Source organism: Olleya sp. ITB9, from assembly GCF_001315805.1.
Lineage (GTDB): Bacteria > Bacteroidota > Bacteroidia > Flavobacteriales > Flavobacteriaceae > Olleya > Olleya sediminilitoris.
The window spans coordinates 69,415-92,308 of record NZ_BCBW01000015.1; the positions used below are offsets into that span (position 1 = coordinate 69,415).

20 protein-coding genes are annotated in these 22,894 nt (G+C 31.2%); 4 read left to right on the forward strand and 16 right to left on the reverse strand.

What is annotated here, in order from left to right; all coding sequences use genetic code 11:
- Window positions 1-2: 2 nt before the first annotated feature.
- Window positions 3-482 (forward strand): GNAT family N-acetyltransferase, encoded by a 480-nt coding sequence (locus ITB9_RS03335; RefSeq protein WP_054851138.1) that lies wholly within the window; start codon window positions 3-5, stop codon window positions 480-482.
- A gap of 1 nt (window position 483) precedes the next feature.
- Here ITB9_RS03335 and ITB9_RS03340 read toward each other — a convergent pair whose 3' ends face one another.
- The 8 genes from ITB9_RS03340 to ITB9_RS03375 all read right to left on the reverse strand — a co-directional run bounded on the left by ITB9_RS03340 (window position 484) and on the right by ITB9_RS03375 (window position 10,072).
- Window positions 484-2,244 (reverse strand): hypothetical protein, encoded by a 1,761-nt coding sequence (locus ITB9_RS03340; protein WP_054851139.1) that lies wholly within the window; start codon window positions 2,242-2,244, stop codon window positions 484-486.
- Window positions 2,245-2,364: 120 nt separating this feature from the next.
- Entirely contained in the window at window positions 2,365-2,901 is a 537-nt protein-coding gene (locus ITB9_RS03345) for a hypothetical protein (RefSeq protein WP_054851140.1), read from the reverse strand.
- A 64-nt stretch (window positions 2,902-2,965) separates the two neighbouring features.
- Window positions 2,966-4,201, reverse strand: a complete 1,236-nt coding sequence (locus tag ITB9_RS03350; protein WP_054851141.1) for a DUF6638 family protein — start codon at window positions 4,199-4,201, stop codon at window positions 2,966-2,968.
- Window positions 4,202-4,206: 5 nt separating this feature from the next.
- Window positions 4,207-4,836, reverse strand: coding sequence for a hypothetical protein (locus ITB9_RS03355; protein WP_054851142.1), 630 nt, complete (start codon window positions 4,834-4,836; stop codon window positions 4,207-4,209).
- A gap of 10 nt (window positions 4,837-4,846) precedes the next feature.
- On the reverse strand, window positions 4,847-5,437 hold the full coding sequence (gene nudK / locus ITB9_RS03360) for a GDP-mannose pyrophosphatase NudK (protein WP_054851143.1): 591 nt from the start codon (window positions 5,435-5,437) through the stop codon (window positions 4,847-4,849).
- Window positions 5,438-5,473: 36 nt separating this feature from the next.
- A complete protein-coding gene (locus ITB9_RS03365; protein WP_054851144.1) occupies window positions 5,474-7,429 on the reverse strand; it encodes an AAA family ATPase in 1,956 nt (651 codons plus the stop codon).
- Window positions 7,430-7,492: 63 nt separating this feature from the next.
- Entirely contained in the window at window positions 7,493-8,548 is a 1,056-nt protein-coding gene (locus tag ITB9_RS03370) for a hypothetical protein (RefSeq protein WP_028606214.1), read from the reverse strand.
- Window positions 8,549-8,734: 186 nt separating this feature from the next.
- Window positions 8,735-10,072, reverse strand: coding sequence for a hypothetical protein (locus ITB9_RS03375; RefSeq protein ID WP_054851145.1), 1,338 nt, complete (start codon window positions 10,070-10,072; stop codon window positions 8,735-8,737).
- A 168-nt stretch (window positions 10,073-10,240) separates the two neighbouring features.
- Here ITB9_RS03375 and ITB9_RS03380 point away from each other — a divergent pair, with 168 nt between their 5' ends.
- Entirely contained in the window at window positions 10,241-11,023 is a 783-nt protein-coding gene (locus tag ITB9_RS03380; protein ID WP_054851146.1) for an MBL fold metallo-hydrolase, read from the forward strand.
- Window positions 11,024-11,127: 104 nt separating this feature from the next.
- Here ITB9_RS03380 and ettA read toward each other — a convergent pair whose 3' ends face one another.
- The 5 genes from ettA to ITB9_RS03405 all read right to left on the reverse strand — a co-directional run bounded on the left by ettA (window position 11,128) and on the right by ITB9_RS03405 (window position 14,827).
- The gene (gene ettA, locus ITB9_RS03385) at window positions 11,128-12,819 is read right to left on the reverse strand and encodes an energy-dependent translational throttle protein EttA (RefSeq protein ID WP_028290876.1); all 1,692 of its coding nucleotides are present in this window, start codon (window positions 12,817-12,819) and stop codon (window positions 11,128-11,130) included.
- 28 nt (window positions 12,820-12,847) lie between these two features.
- Window positions 12,848-13,030 (reverse strand): CAL67264 family membrane protein, encoded by a 183-nt coding sequence (locus ITB9_RS03390; protein ID WP_028290877.1) that lies wholly within the window; start codon window positions 13,028-13,030, stop codon window positions 12,848-12,850.
- Window positions 13,031-13,127: 97 nt separating this feature from the next.
- Entirely contained in the window at window positions 13,128-13,844 is a 717-nt protein-coding gene (locus tag ITB9_RS03395; protein WP_054851147.1) for a pirin family protein, read from the reverse strand.
- Window position 13,845: 1 nt separating this feature from the next.
- Window positions 13,846-14,286 (reverse strand): MarR family winged helix-turn-helix transcriptional regulator, encoded by a 441-nt coding sequence (locus ITB9_RS03400; RefSeq protein ID WP_054851148.1) that lies wholly within the window; start codon window positions 14,284-14,286, stop codon window positions 13,846-13,848.
- A gap of 7 nt (window positions 14,287-14,293) precedes the next feature.
- Complete coding sequence (locus ITB9_RS03405) at window positions 14,294-14,827, reverse strand: NADPH-dependent FMN reductase (protein ID WP_054851149.1); 534 nt, start codon at window positions 14,825-14,827, stop codon at window positions 14,294-14,296.
- A 153-nt stretch (window positions 14,828-14,980) separates the two neighbouring features.
- Here ITB9_RS03405 and ITB9_RS03410 point away from each other — a divergent pair, with 153 nt between their 5' ends.
- Together ITB9_RS03410 and ITB9_RS03415 are read left to right on the forward strand one after the other, a co-directional pair.
- Complete coding sequence (locus tag ITB9_RS03410) at window positions 14,981-16,609, forward strand: acyl-CoA carboxylase subunit beta (protein WP_054851150.1); 1,629 nt, start codon at window positions 14,981-14,983, stop codon at window positions 16,607-16,609.
- Between the two features lie 5 nt (window positions 16,610-16,614).
- The gene (locus ITB9_RS03415) at window positions 16,615-18,603 is read left to right on the forward strand and encodes a DUF3352 domain-containing protein (protein WP_054851151.1); all 1,989 of its coding nucleotides are present in this window, start codon (window positions 16,615-16,617) and stop codon (window positions 18,601-18,603) included.
- Between the two features lie 77 nt (window positions 18,604-18,680).
- Here ITB9_RS03415 and ITB9_RS03420 read toward each other — a convergent pair whose 3' ends face one another.
- The 3 genes from ITB9_RS03420 to ITB9_RS03430 form a co-directional block, all read right to left on the reverse strand.
- A complete protein-coding gene (locus ITB9_RS03420; protein ID WP_054851152.1) occupies window positions 18,681-20,783 on the reverse strand; it encodes a VWA domain-containing protein in 2,103 nt (700 codons plus the stop codon).
- 91 nt (window positions 20,784-20,874) lie between these two features.
- Entirely contained in the window at window positions 20,875-21,933 is a 1,059-nt protein-coding gene (locus ITB9_RS03425; protein WP_054851153.1) for an AMP-binding protein, read from the reverse strand.
- 3 nt (window positions 21,934-21,936) lie between these two features.
- Window positions 21,937-22,893 (reverse strand): CPBP family intramembrane glutamic endopeptidase, encoded by a 957-nt coding sequence (locus ITB9_RS03430; RefSeq protein ID WP_054851154.1) that lies wholly within the window; start codon window positions 22,891-22,893, stop codon window positions 21,937-21,939.
- Window position 22,894 lies beyond the last annotated feature (1 nt).

A 22,894-nucleotide genomic window follows, 5' to 3' on the forward strand; every position in this document is an offset into this window, starting at 1 on the left:
AAATGATTGATAGCACAATTAAAATCATTCCTTTTGACCCAAAATTATCTCAACAATTTTACGATTTAAACATAGAATGGTTAGAGCGTTATTTTATAATTGAGGATTATGATAGAGCTGTATTAAGTCAACCTCAAAAATATATTATTGATAAAGGTGGTTTTATATTTTTTGGTTTATTAAACCATAACATTATTGGAACTTATGCTTTTATGCCTTTAAAAAATGAGCCTGGTTTTGAACTTACAAAAATGAGTGTTGCTCCTGACTATAGAGGATTTAAAATAGGTCAACAACTACTAACCCATTGTATTGCTTTTGCAAAACAGCAAAACTTTAAAAAGTTACTATTATATTCTAGTACAAAACTAGAAAACGCTATTTATTTATATCGCAAATTTGGTTTTGAAGAGGTTGTGCTTGAAGCGGACTCGCCTTACCAACGTGCAGACATTAAAATGGAATACGATTTAAACGTTTAAATTAAAGACCTTCTAACGAGTCTATTTTACGTTTTAGACTTTCAATTTTACTAGCTTCTTTTTCTTTTAAAATAGAATCATATTTACGTTGTAATGCTTCTAAAGATTCGGTTTTAGTAGCATTAGGCAATGTTGTTGTACTATCAATAACCATATATTGATCGTTTAAATCTTTAACAATAGCTTCGGTTGCTTTGTCTTCGTCAAAATAAAACTCTTCTATACCTTCACTAGATCTCCAAGCTTCGTTTAATTGCTCGTAAACAGATTTTTCCCATTGACTTGGGTGTTTAGCATCAATCCAAACTACATCTCTGTATTCGCTATCTATTAAAGCTAAATCAGGCGTAGCACTTCCATCAAATTGTGAACCTTCTTCTTTTATAGATGAAATTGTACCTAGAAAAAACATGCGTTTGCGACCTGCAATATTTTTTATATATGGTCTAAATTCTACTGGTTTATTTACTGACCAATCGTATTCTTTTCTAGATTCAATAACTTTTAAAGGCATTGCAGATACACCTGCATACCCTTGTTTTTTTGATGCATGATCATAATAATATAGCCTATTTGTTCCATCTGCAGGTACAAAAACACTAAACGTTAAACTGGTACGCTCCTCTCCTACTGGTTCTAAACCAAACCAATGGTATAGACCACTATAGGCATCTGACTTTGAATCTGAAAAATCAAAATCTGTAACAAATGGTTGCTGGTTTTGATCATCAGGAAGGTTTGGAATTTTTACTGCTGTTTCCATATTCCAAGGTAATGGATCGCTAAAACCACCTAAAAACTTTAAAGATTCGGCTTGCAAACGAGATACTTTTTCTGACAAAGTATTTTGACGCGTCAAATAAGGATGATTTTTCATTTGGTCAGGCGCTATAAAAGTCCCTTTACCGATAGTTACACGCTCTATATAATCGTTAAAATCGTGTGCACCATTATCTATTACCATAACACCACCAAAAGTTGGATAAGGAAAGAAAAAACCTTTCCATTTAATTAAACTTACAACTTCAACCCATTGACCAGAATCGTTTTTCATGTAAAAAGTATCACTTGGCTCGTAATTAAATAACATCCAAGGATTAAAACGTTGCACAACTGCATTGTATGTGTTTCGGCTAAATTTTAATGATTCACCAATAGAGAATGTTGCTGATATTCGGTTTTCGTTAGAAAATCTAGGAAAAGGTGTTGTACTTGATACCGAAAAAACTTCTTCTGTATTATCGCTTATCCCTTGCCAAACGTATTTTTCGGTTGGTTGAATAGCCATAGTCCATTTATTTTGATCATCAATACGTACTAAATGTGGTAACGATACATCTTTGGTTTCTCCTACACTTTCATTAGCCATAGAAAAAATGTTACGTAAAGGTTGGATACGTTCGTTTTGCGTTAATGGTAACTCATCAACTTCAATTTTATTTAAGTCATTAAATACATTGTATGTACGCATGTAATCATACAACTGAAAATGCCAACCAGCAGCATATAACAAACCAAAAAAGGCTAAAAGTAATCCTAAAACACCTAATCTAGTTCCTGTTGAAGCAGAGTTACGAAATTTACGCAATCCAAAAAACAGAACAATTGCACTTATTAGAATTACAAAAATATACTTACGGAAAAATAGTAATAATGGCTGATAATCATCCCTTAAAAAGAATAACAAACCAAATACAATTAGCCCTAAAATGATAACTATTGTTTTTTGTTTTCCGCCTTGATTCCAATAATTTTTAATCATATATTTTATATTTAGGTTGACAATTTATAATTACAACCGAATAATTTATTAGTTAAAGTATTTTCAGCTTTAAGCTGAAAACTTGCATTTAGATCGTGATGGTTTTGATTAATAATCAAATTACATTAATCCTTTGTCTTTTAAACGCTCTCTTGCGCTTTTTTCTGGTGCTTTTGGTGTCTCTTTAATTTCTTTTTTAGCTTCCTGTACAACTTTTGCATCTTGAGTTTTAAGGTCTTCTAAAAATTCTTTTCCTTTATTTAAGCCATCTTTAACAACGTCTTCAAGACTATCTGTTTGTTCTTCTAAAACTTCTCCAGATTTAATAACAAAATTAGCAACATACGTACCAATTAAGGTACCAAAAATAGCTGATGCTAAAGAAGAAATACCATAATAACTACCAAAAATAGCTATTGGTGTTAAAAACTGAATGATTAAAGCTACAACTAAAAATAAAACAGCTACGGTTAAAACTCTTGGCAAAATATCTTGTTTATAAATAAAACCTTTCGTATCAGTAGATTTCATTTGTAATGCTTTGCTATTAAAAATTTTATTAAAAGTACGATATAACTTATTACTTTTAGACTCTGTCCAATACAAGAAAATCCCAAAAAGGATTGCTCCAAAAAATATAATAATTTCTAAACCCATAGTTTTATTTTTGATTAGTAATAATAGCTATTTATATAGCCTCTACTAAATTAGTCTATAATTTTTAAATATTGTTACTAATAGTTTCAATCACCCAGTCTTTAAATGAGTCATCCCATGTATTATATTGTCTATAAAACTCTTCTTTATCATACCAATATAAAAACAATACATCTCTAGGTGATACATTTATTAAAAGCTTCCAAATTAGATCTTGATGCCTTGCTGTTAAAGAACTATGCGGAATATGCAATGCGTTAAATAAATTAGCATCTACCACGTCTGCTATTTTATATTGGTTACTTACTTCTAGTTTGTCCAAATACAATTCGACACCCATAACACGTTTACGCGTTGTAATATCCAGTTTATTTAAATAACTTTTAAATAACACAGGATCACTTAAAATGTCACGTAATGGATGCTGTGTATCTTTTAAAGCCATTGCAAATTCCATTTTTTTAATGCGCTGATAACGGTCTGTATTTAGGGCTTCTTCCAAATCATGCTCAATAATAACATGATCGCGTAACTTATCCATTAATTCGGGTTGTTGAATATGAAATATAGTTACGTCTTGTATGGTATCTTTTATGGCTTCTTTGTACCATTTTTTATCTTCAAAAACTGCAATTGGTGTTATAAAATCTCTTAACATATAAACACCTCCAAATGCTTTGGTGTAAAATGAGTCTGTTTGATATTGAAGACTATGTAGGCTTAAGTCACGACCACGTAAATCACCATATTTTTTAGCCGAAGCTAAAATTTTAGCATGTAATTCTTCATCAATAAAATTATTACCATGTCTAAAAGTATCTATTAACTGTTGTTGTTCTTTTTGTATTTTATCTAGGTTATTAACTAAATGAAATTTAATATAAACCTTGTTATATTTTAAAACATCAAGAGGCTCGTAAAACGCATCAATATCTTGGTCAAAATCAATACATATAGCTGAATCCCTGGTTATATCATTTATTTTTTGACCATGTACTTGAAACACTTGTTTAATCATTTCTCTGTCAAAACTATGAAATGGTGAGTACACAGGTTTACCTTTTTGTAATGGTGAAATAATTATAGCGTGTGGATTAGCCTCTCCATTATTTAAATACATTGTTGACCCTTTTTCTTCAGCTATTTCTGGGCTATAACCAATACCATCAATTGAAAACTTTGTTAGTTTGGTTGGTGAGAATCCTAACTTTTGAAGACATTGATTATAACGGTCTACCAGTTTACCACTAATAGGGATAAGTTCGCTTCTGTAAAGATTTGCTAGTTTAAGTTTTTGCATTACACCTAATTATTTTCTTTCTTCAATTTTTTAATCATTTTTATATTACCTTCAATAGGTGCTATAATTACTTCTTTATCATCTTTAAGAACATAAAATACATACAAACTATTTTTACCTAGCATTTTAATATCTTGAGTTAAACCATTATCAAAGGTTAATTTATGACTTATATTATAATCGTTAGTTTCTACTCGTTTGTTGGTTTTATAACCACTACCTATACCTAAACCTATAAAAACTGAAAAGACATAAAAAGCAATCATGGTTATAACAGCGTCTTTAGCGTTTATTTTAGCTTGTGCTTTTTCTAACTTAATTTTATTTTTTCCTGATTGATATTTAGTCTTTTTGCTTAACCATTTATAATATTTAGGTGTAATTTTAACCATGACATAAGCCATAATTATGCTAAATATGACTGCTAATCCTAAGATTAAATTTCCTGTCATTACAGCTATGGGACTAATTAACACATCTAAAACGGACGAATATTCTAAAATATTAATCCCTAAAAACTTATAATAAATAGTCTCATATACAACACCTAAAATTAACAAAAACAAATAACCAATTGACAAATAATCTTGTAATCCAAATTGTGATAATTTACTACCAGTTGTTTTATTACTCATAAGTTTTATACTAGCTATTAATAAATATGTTATTTATCTGTGCATACTGCAATAAACAAATGGTTTTTATATCTTTAATTTCGCCTGTATTTATCATATTTACTGCAGATTCAAAAGACATTTCTAAAACCTCGATATCTTCAGTTTCATTGACTGCACCACCTCCTTCATTAATTTTCATATCATCTGTGTATTCTGCAATAAAATAATGTAAAATTTCTGTTACAGCTCCAGGTGCAGAATACGCTTCCATTACTTTTTCTACGTGTTCAATTTTATAACCTGTTTCTTCTTTTACTTCTTTTTTAATACAATCCTCAGGTAAATCATTATCCAAAAGTCCAGCACAAGCTTCTATTAAAAAACCATCTTCATTACCGTTAACAAAAGTGGGAATACGAAACTGTTTGGTTAACACTACTGTTTTTTTTGTTTTATTATACAATAAAATAACAGCTCCATCACCTTTATCATAACATTCTCTAACAACCTCTGCCCATTGACCATTACTTTGTAAATAATCATAAGTTAACTTGTTTAAAGTATACCAATGGTCAGAAAGTAAATTGGTTTTAAGATTTTTAATTCGGTTGTTATTCATATATAAAACTTGACTTTAATGTATTAAAACTTAAAACTATGCACCAAACTGCTCTCTAGCTTTAGTCTCAATATTTAATTGGTTTATTCTAGCATCTACTTTACGTTTAAAATCAGTATCTGCAATGGTGGCAACATTATCTAAATAACGCACTACTTCTTGTCTTCTAATTTCAGAAAAGTTTAATCCTTTCATGTTAGACTTCATTAACTCTTGTAACATGTTAAATTTAGTTTGGTAATCTTTTTTGAAATATGTTTCTGGATTATCAAACCAGCTTTGTTCTAAATCAAAATCTGTTAATCGTAATGATACTGCACTTTGTATGTTACGAACATCACGAGAAGAGAAAAACGGAAATATTTTTTGAATCTCTTTATATAAGGTTGCGTAAAATAAATGATCTGTAGCTTTATGTTGTTTTTCGGCTTTGTCATACGCTTCTAACACACGAAGTTCAGTAGGTTTTTCAGATACTTTTAAGATTTCTCCCATATTAGTTGCTAAACCTTGATCTTGTAAATATTTATAATCTGCAGGACCTTGCATATTAACAAAGTCTGGCATAGTCTTATCTAACTTACTCCACCATAAATGATCTTGGTCTAAAAAATCATGCTCTGTTCTTGCTCCATCAATTTTAAAACGACCTTGAACACGAGAAATAACTGCTTTATCTAACATTTCTGGAAGGTTAGTAAATAAACCAATCGAGCTATTACCGTAATTTACCGCATAAGCACCTTCTGTATATCTTAAAAATACACCAATAACTTCCTTTACACCTGCAGACACACCTTGAGCTGTACGCTCTTGTAGATTGTTTTCAGCATCATCAATAGGTGCAAAAATTAATTTTGTAGGATCTTGCATTGGTTTCATCCAATCTACCATTTTCTCAGCAGATCCACCTTGAAAAGTACTAATTAAAGTGTCAGGCATTGGGTGAAATAAAAACGGTATATCTAAATTATCACAATGCTCTTTTAAACGTGTTGCTATTGCAGCAATTAACATACTTTTTCCTGTACCAGGAATACCGTAACCCATAAAAACTGGCATAAATCCACCAAGCTCTTGAAAAGGATTTTTCTTTGCTTCAAAATCATAGCTTAACATACGCTCTGTTAAACGTCTAGAAAAGTGTTTTGCATCTCTGTTACCAACAATTTGTTCAAATTTAATTTTATTAAATTCAATACTTTTTGCTGTGCCTTGAAATGTGTTTTCCCAACCAGAAATAGCAAAATCGCTATTTTCTAATTTATAAGTTCTATCAACAATTGTTTCTGTAAAATCTAGGCTACTTTTACGTAAGTTAATCTCGTCTATTAAAGCTTCAAAAAACACTACTGTAAAATCAGCAACATCTTTATCTGACTTAACAATATCAGGATGTGCTAAATATTTATCATAATAAAACAACGCACAAGATGTAGCTTTTAATGGTGACAGTAATGACAATTCTGGTATACCTGCAAATTTTTGCTTCATTACACTTAAATCGTCTGAAGCATGAGGTTTTAATAAATGTAAAATTTTATACGCTGTAGCAAATAACATAAAAGCACTTGCGGTTTGCATTTTACTTTCATATTCACGTTTACCATCAGTATCTAACGCTGATTTACGCTCGCTTAAACTAGATAAACCTGAGGCATCATAATAACTATCTTTAATCCAAATCCCTAAGGTTAAACCTTCTTGAACAGCATATAATGTTTGATTTAAAAGAATTGGTATGGCTACCGAATCTGGTAATAATCGTTTTTTTAATGCTAAAATGGTTTTAGAAACCGAAGTTATTGACGTTGAAGACCCATTATTGGCTTTAGATAAGTACAATAAAATAGACTCGTCTTTTGCTTCTTTATCTTTGTTTTTAGCACGTCCACCTTGCTCCCAACTTATACTTTTTAAATATGATGAAGCTTCGTCACGTAAAACGTCTAATTCTGATTTTTTTATAGGGAAAGTTGAATTGTGTTCCATGTTTTGGGTTTTCTGTTAACAGTTAATAATTTTAATACTAAAAACTTAAACTGTTTAGTCTATTTATTTGATTTTTAAATCTGAAACTTGAAAAGGTGGTTTTGCCAACTTATTCATAATTTCTGGGTTTTTGTTGTATAATAATTGAATAATACGATGTGGTGCAAACACGTAACCTTCTTTGATTGGTGTACTCCAATTTTGAAGAATTTGTTTTTTAAAATATCCACCTTCTTTAAATTCACCTCCTGTATATACTTCGTGTATTTTTAAGGATAAAGCATAAGCTTCTAACGGAATTTCTTTTTTACTAATAGCGTCTAGTATGGTATGTGTTAAATCATTATCATCTTTGGCAAATACATTATGAAAAGCACCTACATCTATACGCTTAAAATATTTTGGATATACATTTTTTAGGCGTTTATCAATACCATAAGCCATGGTATCCATATTCATTTTACGATCTGCTACTGCTTTTAGTGTCTCATAGATGTCATCTTTTTCTTTAAGTGGATCATTTCCATCATAATCAAAATACATAAAGCAGATAAATGGTCTGTTTAATGAGACGTCATAAAAACTCCAGCTAGTCATAAATTTGGCTTCGCTATTTTCTGGTGCTTTTATTATTTTTCCTTGTACAAAACGGTTAAAAATATATTGCTGCTCTACTGAAGTATAATAAACTATTGATGCTGCTTGGTATAATTTATCGCGTTTTACAGGTTGTTTTTTACGAAGTAATTGATCTAAAAACTCGTCTTGGAGTTCTGATACGTCTTTAAGTTTGTTTAAATAATTATCTCGTAATGACAAGTCGTTAAAAAGGTATCTAAATTCTAGATAATTAGGAAAACCTGAGTCAGTAACATCCACCTTCATGTTATCTTCTTCATCATACATGTACTTGACACGCATGGCTTCTATAGAATATAATAACAGATCACAATATTGCTTAAAAAACACAACCTCTTGTGGTGTGCATAACCCGTTTTGTTGTACGCCAACTATTAATTCTTTTAGTGCAAAATCTACTTTTTTATGATAAAAAACATATTGCTCTTTACTGTCTAGTATTGCAGAATCTAATGGTGTGACAATGTGGTTTATACTCATTTTATTTTTTGATAATAATTGTAATTATTGACTAAAACTAGGGTTTAAATAGTCTGAGTAAGTCTTTGAGTAAGCGCGTTAAGGATTGTAGTGGCATCCTTTTGCTTTTTTTTTGCAAAAGATATAACGTAAAGCCTGACCTACTTTAGCTAGTTAAAAGCTAAAGTAGGAAACGCTATAATAATTTTAAGATAACAAATCGTCGTTTGATGCTTCTGGTTTTGGAGCTCCTGCTGGTGCATCGTCTCCTGAAGGTGAATTGTCAGAGCTGTAATATTCTTCAAAAATCTCTTTCATGTCAATACCGTAACGGTCTGCAAAGTTCTTTTGGATATCTACATCTTTAGCCCTGATTTCCTGTAACGCTTCTGCATAACTACGGTATACACCTTGCATAACTTTTTCGTGTACTGGAATGTTGTCCATCATCTCTTGACGTGCTTTTGCACTTGCGGTATGCATTGATGCTAAGGTCTCTCCAATATGTTCATCTGTTTTAACTCCTAAATGCTCTAAAATAGCAGCAAACTCTTGATCTGTACGTGCTTTTAATGCCACTACATAACCGTCGTAATATTTAAGACGCTCTTCTGTATCTGACTTTAATTTTGCACGATGTGTTTGTAAATTACTACGTAATGATGTTAATACTTTGATTGTTAAATTATGCTTGTGCACAAAGCTATCTTTTGATGCTGCTAGTGTTGTGTAAGCATTTTTAAGTCCTTCTAACTCTTCTACTTCTTGCTCTAGTTTTGTAACTTTTGATAATGCTTCAGAGTATTCTGTAGATTGTTTGTCTGCAACTTCTTCTAAGGCTTGACGTGCTTGCTTTAGTAAAGCATATTGTGTTTCTAGTTTAGTTTCTGTCTCTGCTTTTTTCTCTAAGGCTTTGGTATGGTTTTTAGAGGCTTCTACTATTGCTACTTGTAGCTTATCTTCTACTTCTTTGATTTCTACCTCACGGTTTTTAAGACGTGTTACTGCTGCTTGAGATTTGTATGACAGCTCACTTAATAAGGTTTGGATATCTGCACTTTCTATACGCTCTTGAAACATAGCTTTTGCTTTGTTGTCTGCTCCTGCTCTTACTTTTTCGGCAGTTTCTACAGCTTTTTCAGCAGCTTTAATTTTGCTTTTGCGACCCCAAAGATTATTCCACCAAGTGTCTGGTTTGTTTTGTGCATCTTCTAATTCTATTTTAGAACGTTCTAATGCTTTTTGAGCATCGTCAATGACTTTTTGTTCAGTCTCGTTTAAAGATGAAAAACGTTCAAAAAGAATACCAACCTCGTCTTGGTAATCTGTTAAATCTTTAATAGCATCTAAAAGTGTAGTACGATCTTTTTCTGCCATTCCGACAACGTCATCTAATGTCGCATTCAAGATTTTTTGACGACTTTCTGGATCGTCCTCTTGTGCTAGTTTAGATTTCATGGTATCAATTGCTTTTCCCCAATTGACATCTACTTTTTCGGTTTTTTCATTAGAGTTTGTTTCTAATAAATCAAAATCATCAGACATATATATTTTAGTTTTTAAGGTTGGATAAATTTATTGAAAGCAATTTCGTTAAAAAATATTAGTTGTGAAAATATTTGTTGCTCATATTATCAGTATTATTTGTTATAAAATTGTTACAAATTATTTAAAAGAAAAAAAAGTAAGTACCTTTAAAACAAAACTTTTAAAATGAAAAAAATCACGCTAACCTTAATTACAATAACCTTAATATTAATTAGTTGTAAAAAAGAAACAAAAACTAATGTTGCTGAATTAACAGAAACTAAAATTGAAAAACCAGTTGAAAATACTTTAAAAATCACACCAATAAGCCATGCTACTATGGTTTTAAACTATGGTAAAGAAATAATTTATGTGGATCCAACAGGTGGAAAAGCTGCTTTTGAAGGACAAAAATCACCAACTTTAGTATTAATTACAGATATACATGGTGACCATTTAAATCTAGAAACTTTAAAAGCTTTAGATTTAAGCAATGCGATGATTGTTGCGCCTCAAGCTGTTGTTGATAAATTTACAGATGATTTTAAACCAAATTACAGCGTTTTAGCTAATGATGATGTAACCATGATTAATAACGTTACCATACAAGCTATACCTATGTATAATTTACGTGAAGAAGCTTTAAAATTTCACTCTAAAGGTCGTGGTAATGGTTATATATTAACGATTAATAAAGAACGTATTTACATCTCTGGTGATACTGAAGACATACCAGAAATGAGACAACTTACAAGTATAGACAAAGCTTTTGTATGTATGAATTTACCTTACACCATGACTGTTGACAGTGCTGCAAGTGCTGTATTAGATTTTAAACCTAAACAAGTCTATCCTTATCATTACAGAGGTACTGAAGGACTAAGTGATGTAGACAAATTTAAAACTATAGTAAATGAAGCGAATCCTGATATTGAAGTGGTGCAATTAGATTGGTATCCTGAGAAATAGTGAATATAAAATGATTTCAATAAAATTATAAATCAGATTGATTACCATATATAAATAAAAAAGCCTGCAATTTGCAGCTTTTTTATTTATATAAAATAGTAAACTTATCTTACTAGCTTTTTATATTTAATACGCTTTGGCATTAAGTCTCCACCCAAACGTTTCTTCTTATTTTCTTCGTACTCACTAAATCCTCCTTCAAAGAAATAGACTTGAGAGTCGCCTTCAAATGCTAAAATGTGTGTACAAATTCTGTCTAAAAACCATCTGTCGTGACTAATTACTACTGCACAACCAGCAAAGTTTTCTAAACCTTCTTCTAAAGCACGTAATGTATTAACATCTAAATCATTGGTAGGCTCATCTAATAATAAAACGTTTCCTTCTTCTTTTAGCGTCATTGCTAAATGTAAACGGTTACGCTCTCCACCAGATAATAACTTTACTTTTTTGTTTTGTTCGCTTCCTGAAAAGTTAAAACGACTTAAGTAGGCTCTTGAATTAACTTCTTTTCCTCCCATTAAAACCAACTCTTGCTCATCACTAAAATTTTGCCAAATAGATTTTTCTGGATCAATATTAGAATGGGCTTGATCAACGTAGGATACTTTTGCGGTCTCACCAGTTTTAAACTCACCTTTATCAGGAGTTTCTTCTCCCATGATCATTCTGAAGATTGTTGTCTTACCTGCACCATTAGGTCCAATAACACCTACAATACCTGCTTGAGGCAAATTAAAGTTTAAGTCTTCATACAGTAACTTGTCATCAAACGCTTTACTTACTCCAACTGCTTCAATTACATTAGTACCTAAACGTGGACCGTTAGGTATATAAATTTCTAATTTTTCGTCTAATTGCTTTTGGTCTTGACTCATTAATTTGTCATAGTTTTTCAAACGTGCTTTTTGCTTTGTTTGACGACCTTTTGCACCTTGTTTAACCCATTCTAGCTCTCGCTCTAATGTTTTTTGACGCTTAGACGCTGTTTTACTTTCTTGAGCCATACGCTTAGATTTTTGGTCTAACCAAGAAGAATAATTACCCTTCCAAGGTATACCTTCTCCTCTATCTAACTCTAAAATCCATCCAGCTACATTATCCAAAAAGTATCTATCGTGAGTCACTGCTATTACAGTTCCTTTATATTGTGCTAAATGATGCTCTAACCAATGTACAGATTCTGCATCCAAGTGGTTGGTTGGCTCATCTAACAATAATACATCTGGTTCTTGTAAAAGTAATCTACATAAAGCTACACGACGTCTTTCTCCTCCAGAAAGTACACCAATTTTTTTATCACCATCTGGAGTACGTAATGCATCCATAGCAATTTCTAATTTGGTATCTAACTCCCAAGCACCAGAAGCATCAATTTGATCCTGTAATTCTGCTTGACGGTTCATTAGTTTTTCCATCTTGTCAGCATCGCTGTAGACTTCTTCTAAACCAAATTGATCGTTAATCTTATTATATTCATCTAAAATAGCAACGGTTTCTGCAGCACCTTCACGGACTACTTCCATTACTGTTTTATCATCGTCTAATTGTGGTTCTTGCTCTAAGTATCCAACAGAATATCCAGGAGAAAACACTACATCACCTTGATAATTTTTATCTACTCCTGCAATTATTTTTAATAAGGTAGATTTACCAGAACCGTTAAGACCTAAGATTCCGATTTTAGCTCCATAAAAAAAGCTTAAATAAATGTTTTTAAGTACAGGTGTTTGTGCACTTTGAAATGTCTTGGTCAAACCAGACATTGAGAAAATTACTTTTTTATCGTCTGACATTTTTTAAATGTTTTAATTTAAATATTAATTAAACGCGTCCTTTTAATGCATAAAAAACCCATGCTATAGCAAAAAAACCTACGCCTACTGCTGCAAAACCCCAACCTGCTACATCATCATATCTAAAAGCACCAAGTGCTATTAATGCTAATCCTACTATTATCATTATTGTGGTAGCCCAAGCTAACACAGTATTTTTATTCATTGCCATAATCTGTTTTTAGTAAAATGTGAATTACAAATATCGATTATTTAACACAAAAAGCATCCTAAATAGGATGCTTTTTTAATTTATGGGGTGCACAATACTAAGACATAGGTACTTCTATAAATAGTAACTGACTGTTTAAATTTGTTATTACATTAAAACTTTTTGTATTAGAAATACCAATAGCATCTCTTGTTTTTAAAGTTTTGTCATTAATTTCAACCTCTCCAGAAATAACCATAACATATGTACCATGTTTAAGCGTTTTAGTGTTATAAGTAAATTTTTGTTCTTGATTTAAATCTATCCTAGATAGCTTAGCGTCTTGATGAATTTTTAAACCTTGGTCATTAGTGTCTATTGAGGTTACTAAGGTTTGTAATTGACCTTGCCTATCTTCAGCTTTAAAAAACTGTTGATCATATCTAGGTTCTACATTTCTTTTGTTTGGAATGATCCATATTTGAAACAAACTCAAATATTCATCTGTATTAGCGTTCATTTCAGAATGTAATAAACCACTTCCAGCACTCATCACTTGTACTTCTCCTGCTTTAATTGTTTCCCACTGGTTTCCCATGGAATCTTTGTGTTTTAAAGTACCTTTTAACGGAATAGTTATAATTTCCATATTATCATGAGGATGTGTACTAAAACCCATACTTGGTGCTATAACATCATCATTCAATACACGTAATGCTCCAAATTGTATCTTTTCGGCATCAAAAAAATTAGCAAAACTAAAACTGTGATTGGCTTGTAACCATCCATGGTTAGCGAATCCTCTGTCTGAGGCTTTATGTAAAACGGTTTTCATATTATCTCATTTTATCTAATAAATCACTTAACTGTCCTGCTTCATCTTCGGTTAAGTTATCTAACAAATTATGTAATGGATTATTTGGTTGAATTTTATTTAATAAATCTAAACCATGTTCAGTAATTTCAATTAAAACCACACGTCTATCTTCAGGATAAGCAATACGTTTGATTAAATTTTTATCACACATTTTATCGGTTAAACGTGTTAAGTTTGGAGCACGTTCTACCATACGCTCTTTAATAGTCTGAACTTTTATAGGTTTTTTAGCTCCTCTTAAAATCCTTAGTATATTATATTGTTGTGGTGAAAGACCAAAAGGTTTAAAAAAATCGTTTTGCAAACTAGTAATGTGATTAGCTGTATATAATACATTAAGCAACGCCTTTACTTTGTTGTTTTCAAATTTAGACTTTATGTCTTCTGCAAAGTTTCCCATTATATAATTACAGGTGTTTAACTAAAGTCTCAACTTCATCCTTTAAACGATTATTAAGTTCTGGATCAATCACTTTTTCATCTTTAAAATTATCGTTAAAAGATGGTAAACTAAACTTAGCTACAATATTGGCATTATGCCTAGGAAATCTATCTTCAGCAATTTCAAATACAGACTGACCAGCTCTTGCTCCTGGAGAAGTACTCATTAATAACATAGGTTTTGCCTGAAACATATTAGCATCTACACGCGACAACCAATCCATTAAATTTTTGAAAGCTGTAGTATATGCTCCATTATGCTCGGCCAATGAGATAATTAATCCATCAGCATTACTTAAAAGCTTGTAAAACTTTAAAGCATCTTCAGGAAAACCATTTTCGGTCTCTAAATCTACTCCGTACATAGGAAGTTTATAGTCGTTTAAATCTAAAACATTTACATCTGCGTCTTTAATTAAACTTGAAGCATAGGTTGCAAGTTGTTTATTTATTGAAGTTTTACTGTTACTTCCTGCAAAAGCAATAATTTTTTTAGTCATAATTGTTATTTTATTTCAAAAATAAAACAAATAATAATATATTCCAAGGAAACTATTTACAATGACTTCTATTTTAAGAAATTATTAACCTAAATAAAAAAACCTGTTTTAAAAGGCATTTAGTTTTTGTAAATTCGTAACAAATTAAAACCTATGGATATCAACTTCAATAAAAACGAAGATCATAATAAATTACTAGTCTCTGACCTTAAAAATAAATTAGCCAAAGTTAAATTAGGAGGTGGAGAAAAACGTATAAAAAAGCACCATGCAAAAGGTAAAATGACTGCCAGAGAGCGTGTTAACTACCTTTTAGATTCTAAAAAGAAAAGCATTGAGATAGGTGCTTTTGCAGGGGAAGACATGTATGCTGAACATGGTGGATGTCCATCAGGTGGTGTGGTAGTAAAAATGGGTTATATACAAGGTAAACAATGTATTGTTGTTGCTAATGATGCTACTGTAAAGGCAGGAGCTTGGTTTCCTATAACAGGAAAGAAAAACTTACGTGCACAAGAAATTGCAATTGAAAATAAATTACCAATTATCTACTTAGTAGATTCTGCTGGAGTCTACTTACCTATGCAAGACGAAATTTTTCCAGACAAAGAACATTTTGGTCGTATTTTTAGAAACAATGCGGTTATGAGTAGTATGGGAATAACACAAATCTCTGCAATAATGGGAAGCTGTGTTGCTGGTGGAGCCTATTTACCTATTATGAGTGATGAAGCTATTATTGTAGATAAAACAGCAAGTATTTTTCTTGCAGGAAGCTATCTTGTAAAAGCTGCAATTGGAGAAAGTATAGATAACGAAACTTTAGGAGGAGCAACAACACACTGTGAAATTAGTGGTGTAACAGATTACAAAGCTACTGACGATAAAGATGCCTTAGACAAAATTAAACGTATCGTTGATAAAATTGGCGATTATGATAAAGCTGGTTTTAACCGAAACGAACCAAAAAAACCTAAAGAAAACCCTGAGGATATCTACGGAATTTTACCTAGATCTAGAGCTGATCAATATGATATGAAAGAAATTATCAAACGATTAGTTGATAACTCTGAGTTTGATGAATATAAAGAAGACTACGGAAAATCTATAATTACAGCATATGCCAGAATAGATGGTTGGGCTGTGGGAATTATAGCTAACCAACGTACTTTAGTTAAAACTAAAAAAGGCGAAATGCAATTTGGAGGTGTTATTTATAATGACAGTGCAGATAAATCGACTAGATTTATAGCTAATTGTAACCAGAAAAAAATCCCCTTAGTATTCCTTCAAGATGTTACTGGGTTTATGGTTGGTAGCAAAAGTGAGCATTCTGGAATTATAAAAGATGGTGCCAAAATGGTAAACGCAGTTAGTAATAGTGTGGTGCCTAAATTTACTATTGTATTAGGTAACAGTTATGGCGCAGGAAATTATGCAATGTGTGGTAAAGCATACGATCCAAGACTTATTGCTGCTTGGCCAAGTGCTGAATTAGCAGTTATGAGTGGTAATAGTGCTGCAAAAGTGTTATTACAAATTGAAACCGCTTCACTTAAAAAGAAAGGTGAAACCATTACAAAAGAAAAAGAAGACGAATTATTTAACAAAATTAAAGCCAGATATGACAATCAAGTGTCACCATATTATGCAGCAGCTAGAATTTGGACAGATGCAGTTATTGATCCTTTAGATACTAGAACTTGGATAAGTATGGGTATTGAGGCAGCAAACCACGCTCCTATTGAAAAGCAGTTTAACATGGGAGTTTTACAGGTATAGTTAGCATGAAAAAACGTACAATAATTTCGATTTTACTTACCCTAATTGTATGTTATGGTTTGTATCAAGTATATGTGTTTTATTTTGATAATAATGATAACATACAGTCAATATATTTAGTTCCTAAAGATGCTGTTTTTATAATAGAAAGTCAAGAACCTGTTGACAATTGGGACGCTGTAAGTAAAAGTGATATCTGGAAACATTTAAACACTAACAGTTACTTTAATACTCTAGCAAAAAACTTAAACAAGCTAGACACAATTTTTAAACAAAAACAAGGTGTTTTTAACCGTATTGGTAATCGTGAGGTTTTAATCTCTGCTCATGTTTATGCGCCAAAAAAATACAGTTTTTTATATGTCGTAGACTTACAAAAAATAGCTAAACTAAACCTAGTAAAAAACAACCTTAACAGCTTAATAAATAGCAGTTACAAAGTCAGTAAACGTAAATATCATGAACATGAAATCACTGAAGTTTATGATACTAAAAGCAGGGAAACACTATACATTAGTTTTATAAAAAATCAAATGATTGTGTCTTACGTCCATACGCTTGTAGAAGCCTCTATAGATCAATATGCTGAACCTGAAATAGGACGTAATTTAAATTTTATTGAAGTTAAAAAACAAGTTGGACATGACGATATGTTTAGGTTGTATTTTCAGTACGACTATTTGGATGAATACATAAAAGTATTCTCAAATAAACCGGGTTACACCACCGAAACTTTAAGCAAAAGTTTAGAGTTTAGTGGTTTTAGTTTTGATTTAGATGATAATACCATAATAGCCAATGGTATAACCAACACTAACGATCAAGCATCATCATACTTGAAAGCGCTTCAAAAATCTGGAAAAGGTAAACGCACCATAGTTAAAGTAGCTCCTAAAGAAACTGCACTTTACTTAAGCTTTGGGTTTAGCAGTTTTGAAGAGTTTTATAAAAACTTTGAGAGCATTCAAAAACAAAGTCCTGAGCAATTTAAACGTTATTTAGATGGTACAGAACAGATTGAAAACTTTTTAAAAATAAATCTCAAAGAGCATTTTATGAGTTGGATTGATGATGAGATTACTTTACTTCAATTACATTCTAATGTCTCAGAATCTTCTAAAGATGTTGCTTTAGTTTTAAAAACAAACGATGTTGATGATGCTAAAGAAAACCTAGATTTTATTTTAGAACAAATAAGAAAACGCTCTCCTGTAAAGTTTAAAACTATTAATTATAAAGGATACGACATCAATTTTTTATCCATTAAAGGCTTTTTTAAAATACTATTAGGTAATTTATTTTCTGAAATCGAAAAACCTTATTTTACAATTATTGAAGATTATGTAGTATTTAGTAACGAGCCAAATACACTTAAAAGCATAATTAACTCTTACTCCAACAAACAAACTCTTGATACTTTTGATGCATTTGATGATTTTAGTGATCATTTTGATAGACGCTCTAGTATATTTGCTTACATAAACACACCAAGTGTTTATAATAATGCATATAATTTTGTTGATTATGCTACAAAAAAACAATTAAAATCTAACAAGGATTATTTTATATGCTTTCCTTTAATTGGTGTACAATTAACACCTGAAAAAAACTTTTTTGAAAGCAAAATAGTAATTGATTATGAAGCACCAGAAGATGTAAAAGCAAAATACACTTTTAATGATAATGTAATAACTACAGCTAAAAACAATACAAACCCAGAAGTAAATAGCGATACCATTGATAAAAATACTGTATTTAATATTAATGAAATTTATCCAACAGATTTAACAGCTAATCAATTTGTAAAGAAACACAATAATGGTAAAACTAAATTTATTGTAGAACTTAAAGATGGCTTAAAACATGGAAAATATCAAGAGTTTTATCCTAATGGAGCTCTAAAAATATCTGGAAAATACAAAAAAGATAAACAATCGGGTACTTGGCGTGTTTACGACTTAAAAGAAAATATAGTCTTTAAAAAACGTTTTTAATATCTATTTCAAACAAAAAAAAGGAATGCTTTTAGCATTCCTTTTTAAGTTTAAATAATAAACAACCACTAAACCTACTACTTAAACGCTTTAACCAATCTAATAAACTCAGCTCTGTAACCAGATTGATCGTTCCCTCTACCCTTTTCAGCTAAAGCTATGACGTCTTTAATTGTTGAGTCATTATAAAACTGAGAGTGTCGCAATTGCATACCAAATAATGCTACAGCACTTGCAAAATTCATGTCTGGGCTAGCAATACTTGTTTCGTTTTTTTGCATATGCACAATTTCTATACTTGTATCTTGATCTGGTTTTTTATATCTAAATTTTACAGTAAATAATTCATCTTTATAATTAGTATTTACTTCAGTTGTATTTGTATATTTTAAATCAATTTGATCTTTAATATAATGACTTTCCACTCCAACAGGTATCACTTCATATAAAGCTGTAACAGTATGACCAGCACCTAATTCTCCAGCATCAATTGCATCATTAACAAAGTCTTCGTTAGCCAATAATCTGTTTTCATAACCAATTAATCGATAAGCCTGAACAAGATTAGGGTTAAATTCAACTTGAATTTTAACATCTTTAGCTATTGTAAACAAAGTACCACCAAATTCTGTTTCAAAAATACGTCGTGCTTCCTGCATTGTATCTATGTAGGCATGGTTACCGTTTCCTTTATCTGCTAATATTTCTAGCTTATCATCTTTATAGTTTCCGTAGCCAAAACCTAAAACAGATAAAAACACACCAGATTCTCTTTTTTGTACAATCAATTTTTCCATCGCATCATTGGTAGATGCGCCAACATTAAAATCACCATCAGTTGCTAGAATCACTCTATTATTTCCTTTTTTAGAAAAATTCTCTTGTGCTAATTTATAAGCCAACTCTATACCTTCTCCACCAGCTGTTGATCCTCCAGCACTTAAATTATTTAGTGCCTCAATAATTTTTTCTTTGTTTTTCCCTGAGGTTGGCTTTAAAACTACTCCTGCTGCTCCTGCATAAACAACTATAGCAACTTTATCTTTATCTCTTAATTGATTGACTAATAACTTAAAAGCATTTTTTAATAATGGTAATTTGTTTTGGTTATTCATTGAGCCTGACACATCTATCAAAAACGTAAGGTTAGCAGCTGGTAACTCTTTGTTTTCATAAGTTTTACCTTGTAAACCAATTCTAACCAATTGCGCTTGTTTATTCCATGGTGTATTAACCACTTCAGTATTAATTGAAAAAGGATGCTTGTCATTAGGTTGTGGATAATCATAATTAAAATAATTAACCATCTCTTCAATTTTTACAGCGTTAGAAGGTATTGCTTGTCCATTATTAAGCATACGTCTAATGTTACTGTAGCCTGCTTTATCTACGTCTATTGAGAATGTTGACAATGGGTTTGCATTGGCTAACTTAAATTTATTTTCATGAATTTTAGTGTAAGATTCATTTTCAATTTTATTAATATTAGGAAACTGATAATTACTACGTTTAGTCTTTATTAAAATTACGCCATTAGCACCTTGACTACCATATAATGCTTGTCCTGCATACTTTTTTACAACTTGTATTTCTTCTACTTTTTTAGATTTAATTTGGTCTATTTTTGACTTTGAAACTATTTTACCATCTACCACATATAAAGGTGTATTATTACCTGACGCAGAAGTATAACCTCTAATAACTATATTAGAATTGTTATTTGATTTGGTTTTTGAATCTGCTACTTTAACACCAGACACTCGTCCTGCTAATTGATTAGAATAACTCTGAGGCACTGACAAATATTCTGCACTAATCTTACTAACGCTGTTACTTAAAGTCTTTTTTTGCTTTCTAATTGCATAAGCTGTAACCACTACTTCATCCAAACTATTGTCTGGTTGCAATGTCACATTGATTGTATTTGATGATCCTACAGTAATATCTTGACTTGAATAACCAACATAACTAAAGACTAGTACGTCTCCAACATTTACTTGTAAGCTATAATACCCATCAAAATTAGAATTTACTCCAATAGTGCTACCTTTTATAAGCACGTTGGCTGATGGAAGTGGTGAACCGTTTTCATCACTTATTGTTCCTGAAATTGTTTTTTGTTGTGCTTGTACTTGCATCATCATAAATAATACAACTAGTAAGTTTAATCCTGTTTTCATAATGGTTGTTTTTTGTTTAAAACAAACCTATAACCATACTTAGGATTTTAAAACCAATAATGAGTGAAGTATCATTTTGGGTTAGGGAACTTTACTTTTTAAGCAACTGCATTGTTTTTAGCCTATTAACTTTACCTGAGGAAGTTTCCGCGAAAGCGTTAATAGCTAATATAACTTTAGGCGTTTGTATGTTTGATAAATCTGTAAAAGTGTCTGGATTAACTTGGTTATCTTTTGCTTCTAGTACCAAAACTGGGACTTCTCCAAAAGTATCATCTTTTTGAGCTGTTATAAAAAAGCGACCTTTAATTTTAGACTGAAGTTTTGCTTCTATTTGCTCTGGAAACAGCTTTACTCCTCCTGAATTTATAACATTATCTATGCGACCTAACCATTCAAATGTAGTGTTACTGTGCAATTTTACAACGTCATTAGTAATGATTTGATTAGCTGTTAATTGTGGAGCATCAATAACTAAACACTCTTTTTTGTTTTGGCTAATTGTAATACCTGGAAGCGTAGTAAAAATATTAGTTGTGGTATTATTTATTTGCTTAACAGCAATATGCGTAATAGTTTCGGTCATTCCGTAGGTCTCAAAAACCTGAGTTTTTAATCCTGAAAATTGTTGTTTTAATGCTTTAGATACTTGAGCTCCTCCAACAATTAGCGTTTTAATAGCATCTAATTGATCTAAAGATTTTTCTGCTTGCGCAGGAATCATTGCACAAAAACCATAATGCTTATTCTGATTAATTTTAGGTGTTGTTGTTGGCTGTACGTTGTCTATTTCTAAGCCTAAAATTAAAGCGCGAACTAACATCATTTTTCCTGCAATATAACTTGCTGGCAAGCATAATAATGCTGTGTTTCCTGGTTTTAAATTAAAATAATCTCCTGTAGCAATAGCCGAATTAACCATAGCTTGCTTACTTAATGTAATGCTTTTAGGTTGACCTGTTGATCCTGAAGTATTGACTGATAAAAACTCGTTATCATCTAACCAATCTAATAAAAATACACCAATTTCTTGTTCAAAAGTTTCACCTTCCTTAATATAACTATAAGCAACTTCTTTTAAGCTATCAAAAGAAAAGTAGTTTCCGTTTAGCTTAAACCTATTATGAATTTTATTAAAGGTAGGTGTCATAACTTAATCTAAAATTGTGTAGTCGTTTTCTACTGGTTCTTCAATTTTCCCAAATAATTTGTCCTTCCAATTAGTCCATTTATAAACCTTAGCAAAAATGAATAACAAAATAGGAAATACCACAAAAACAGGTATAATAATGTCTCCAAATCCTGCTCCAGGCTCTGCAACATCTTTTAAAACAGAGTGCGTTTGTAAAACAGTCCAATCACTAGTTAACAATAAAGCTCCAAATAAATTATTAGCTGCATGAAACCCTAAAGCCAACTCCATACCTTCGTCCATTAAAGTTAAAATACCCAAAAACAATCCTGTACCAATATAATAGACCATAACACCATAACCTAGTTTTGCAACCTCAGGATTAAAGACGTGCATTCCTCCAAAAATAACTGACGTCATTAATAGCGGAAACCATCTGTTTTTTGCTAATAAACCAAAACCTTGCATTAGATAACCTCTGAAAATATATTCTTCTAAACTGGTTTGAATTGGTATTAAAAGTATAGCTATTACCAATAAAATTAAAAAACGTTCTAGCTCGAAATTCCATACATAATTTTCTGGCGAAGCAAAGTAATCAATAATAATCATTCCAGAACTTATTAAACCCCAAAACAAAAACGCAAACATAACACGCTTCCAGTCTACCTTTAATCTAGCTGTAGTTACAGACAACATGGTTTGTTTATGTAAATATTTAACAACTATTATTAAACCTAAAAAACCAAAAGCGAAGGACAACAACAGTAAAAATAAATTTAAATTTGGCTCTAATATTGTCATTAAGCGCTGCTCATCCACAGCATAAACAGAACCACCTTCAGCAACATGTTTTATAATAGCTGCAATGGTAAAAGGCACTTGTCCGATTACAGCAAATATTGCAATAATTAAAGACCCAATTAAGTAGCGCCAAAATTCGTGCTTAACTTTAAATGCCTGTTTTATAAAATCCATA

Coding starts and splice junctions, on each gene's coding strand:
- ITB9_RS03415 (WP_054851151.1), top strand. CDS start 16,615: ATGAAAAAACGTACAATAATTTCGATTTTACTTACCCTAATTGTATGT.
- ITB9_RS03420 (WP_054851152.1), bottom strand. CDS start 20,783: ATGAAAACAGGATTAAACTTACTAGTTGTATTATTTATGATGATGCAA.
- ITB9_RS03340 (WP_054851139.1), bottom strand. CDS start 2,244: ATGATTAAAAATTATTGGAATCAAGGCGGAAAACAAAAAACAATAGTT.
- ITB9_RS03335 (WP_054851138.1), top strand. CDS start 3: ATGATTGATAGCACAATTAAAATCATTCCTTTTGACCCAAAATTATCT.
- ITB9_RS03365 (WP_054851144.1), bottom strand. CDS start 7,429: ATGGAACACAATTCAACTTTCCCTATAAAAAAATCAGAATTAGACGTT.
- ITB9_RS03425 (WP_054851153.1), bottom strand. CDS start 21,933: ATGACACCTACCTTTAATAAAATTCATAATAGGTTTAAGCTAAACGGA.
- ITB9_RS03370 (WP_028606214.1), bottom strand. CDS start 8,548: ATGAGTATAAACCACATTGTCACACCATTAGATTCTGCAATACTAGAC.
- ITB9_RS03410 (WP_054851150.1), top strand. CDS start 14,981: ATGGATATCAACTTCAATAAAAACGAAGATCATAATAAATTACTAGTC.
- ettA (WP_028290876.1), bottom strand. CDS start 12,819: ATGTCAGACGATAAAAAAGTAATTTTCTCAATGTCTGGTTTGACCAAG.
- ITB9_RS03395 (WP_054851147.1), bottom strand. CDS start 13,844: ATGAAAACCGTTTTACATAAAGCCTCAGACAGAGGATTCGCTAACCAT.
- ITB9_RS03375 (WP_054851145.1), bottom strand. CDS start 10,072: ATGTCTGATGATTTTGATTTATTAGAAACAAACTCTAATGAAAAAACC.
- ITB9_RS03350 (WP_054851141.1), bottom strand. CDS start 4,201: ATGCAAAAACTTAAACTAGCAAATCTTTACAGAAGCGAACTTATCCCT.
- ITB9_RS03345 (WP_054851140.1), bottom strand. CDS start 2,901: ATGGGTTTAGAAATTATTATATTTTTTGGAGCAATCCTTTTTGGGATT.
- ITB9_RS03390 (WP_028290877.1), bottom strand. CDS start 13,030: ATGGCAATGAATAAAAATACTGTGTTAGCTTGGGCTACCACAATAATG.
- ITB9_RS03430 (WP_054851154.1), bottom strand. CDS start 22,893: ATGGATTTTATAAAACAGGCATTTAAAGTTAAGCACGAATTTTGGCGC.
- ITB9_RS03355 (WP_054851142.1), bottom strand. CDS start 4,836: ATGAGTAATAAAACAACTGGTAGTAAATTATCACAATTTGGATTACAA.
- ITB9_RS03405 (WP_054851149.1), bottom strand. CDS start 14,827: ATGACTAAAAAAATTATTGCTTTTGCAGGAAGTAACAGTAAAACTTCA.
- ITB9_RS03380 (WP_054851146.1), top strand. CDS start 10,241: ATGAAAAAAATCACGCTAACCTTAATTACAATAACCTTAATATTAATT.
- ITB9_RS03400 (WP_054851148.1), bottom strand. CDS start 14,286: ATGGGAAACTTTGCAGAAGACATAAAGTCTAAATTTGAAAACAACAAA.
- nudK (WP_054851143.1), bottom strand. CDS start 5,437: ATGAATAACAACCGAATTAAAAATCTTAAAACCAATTTACTTTCTGAC.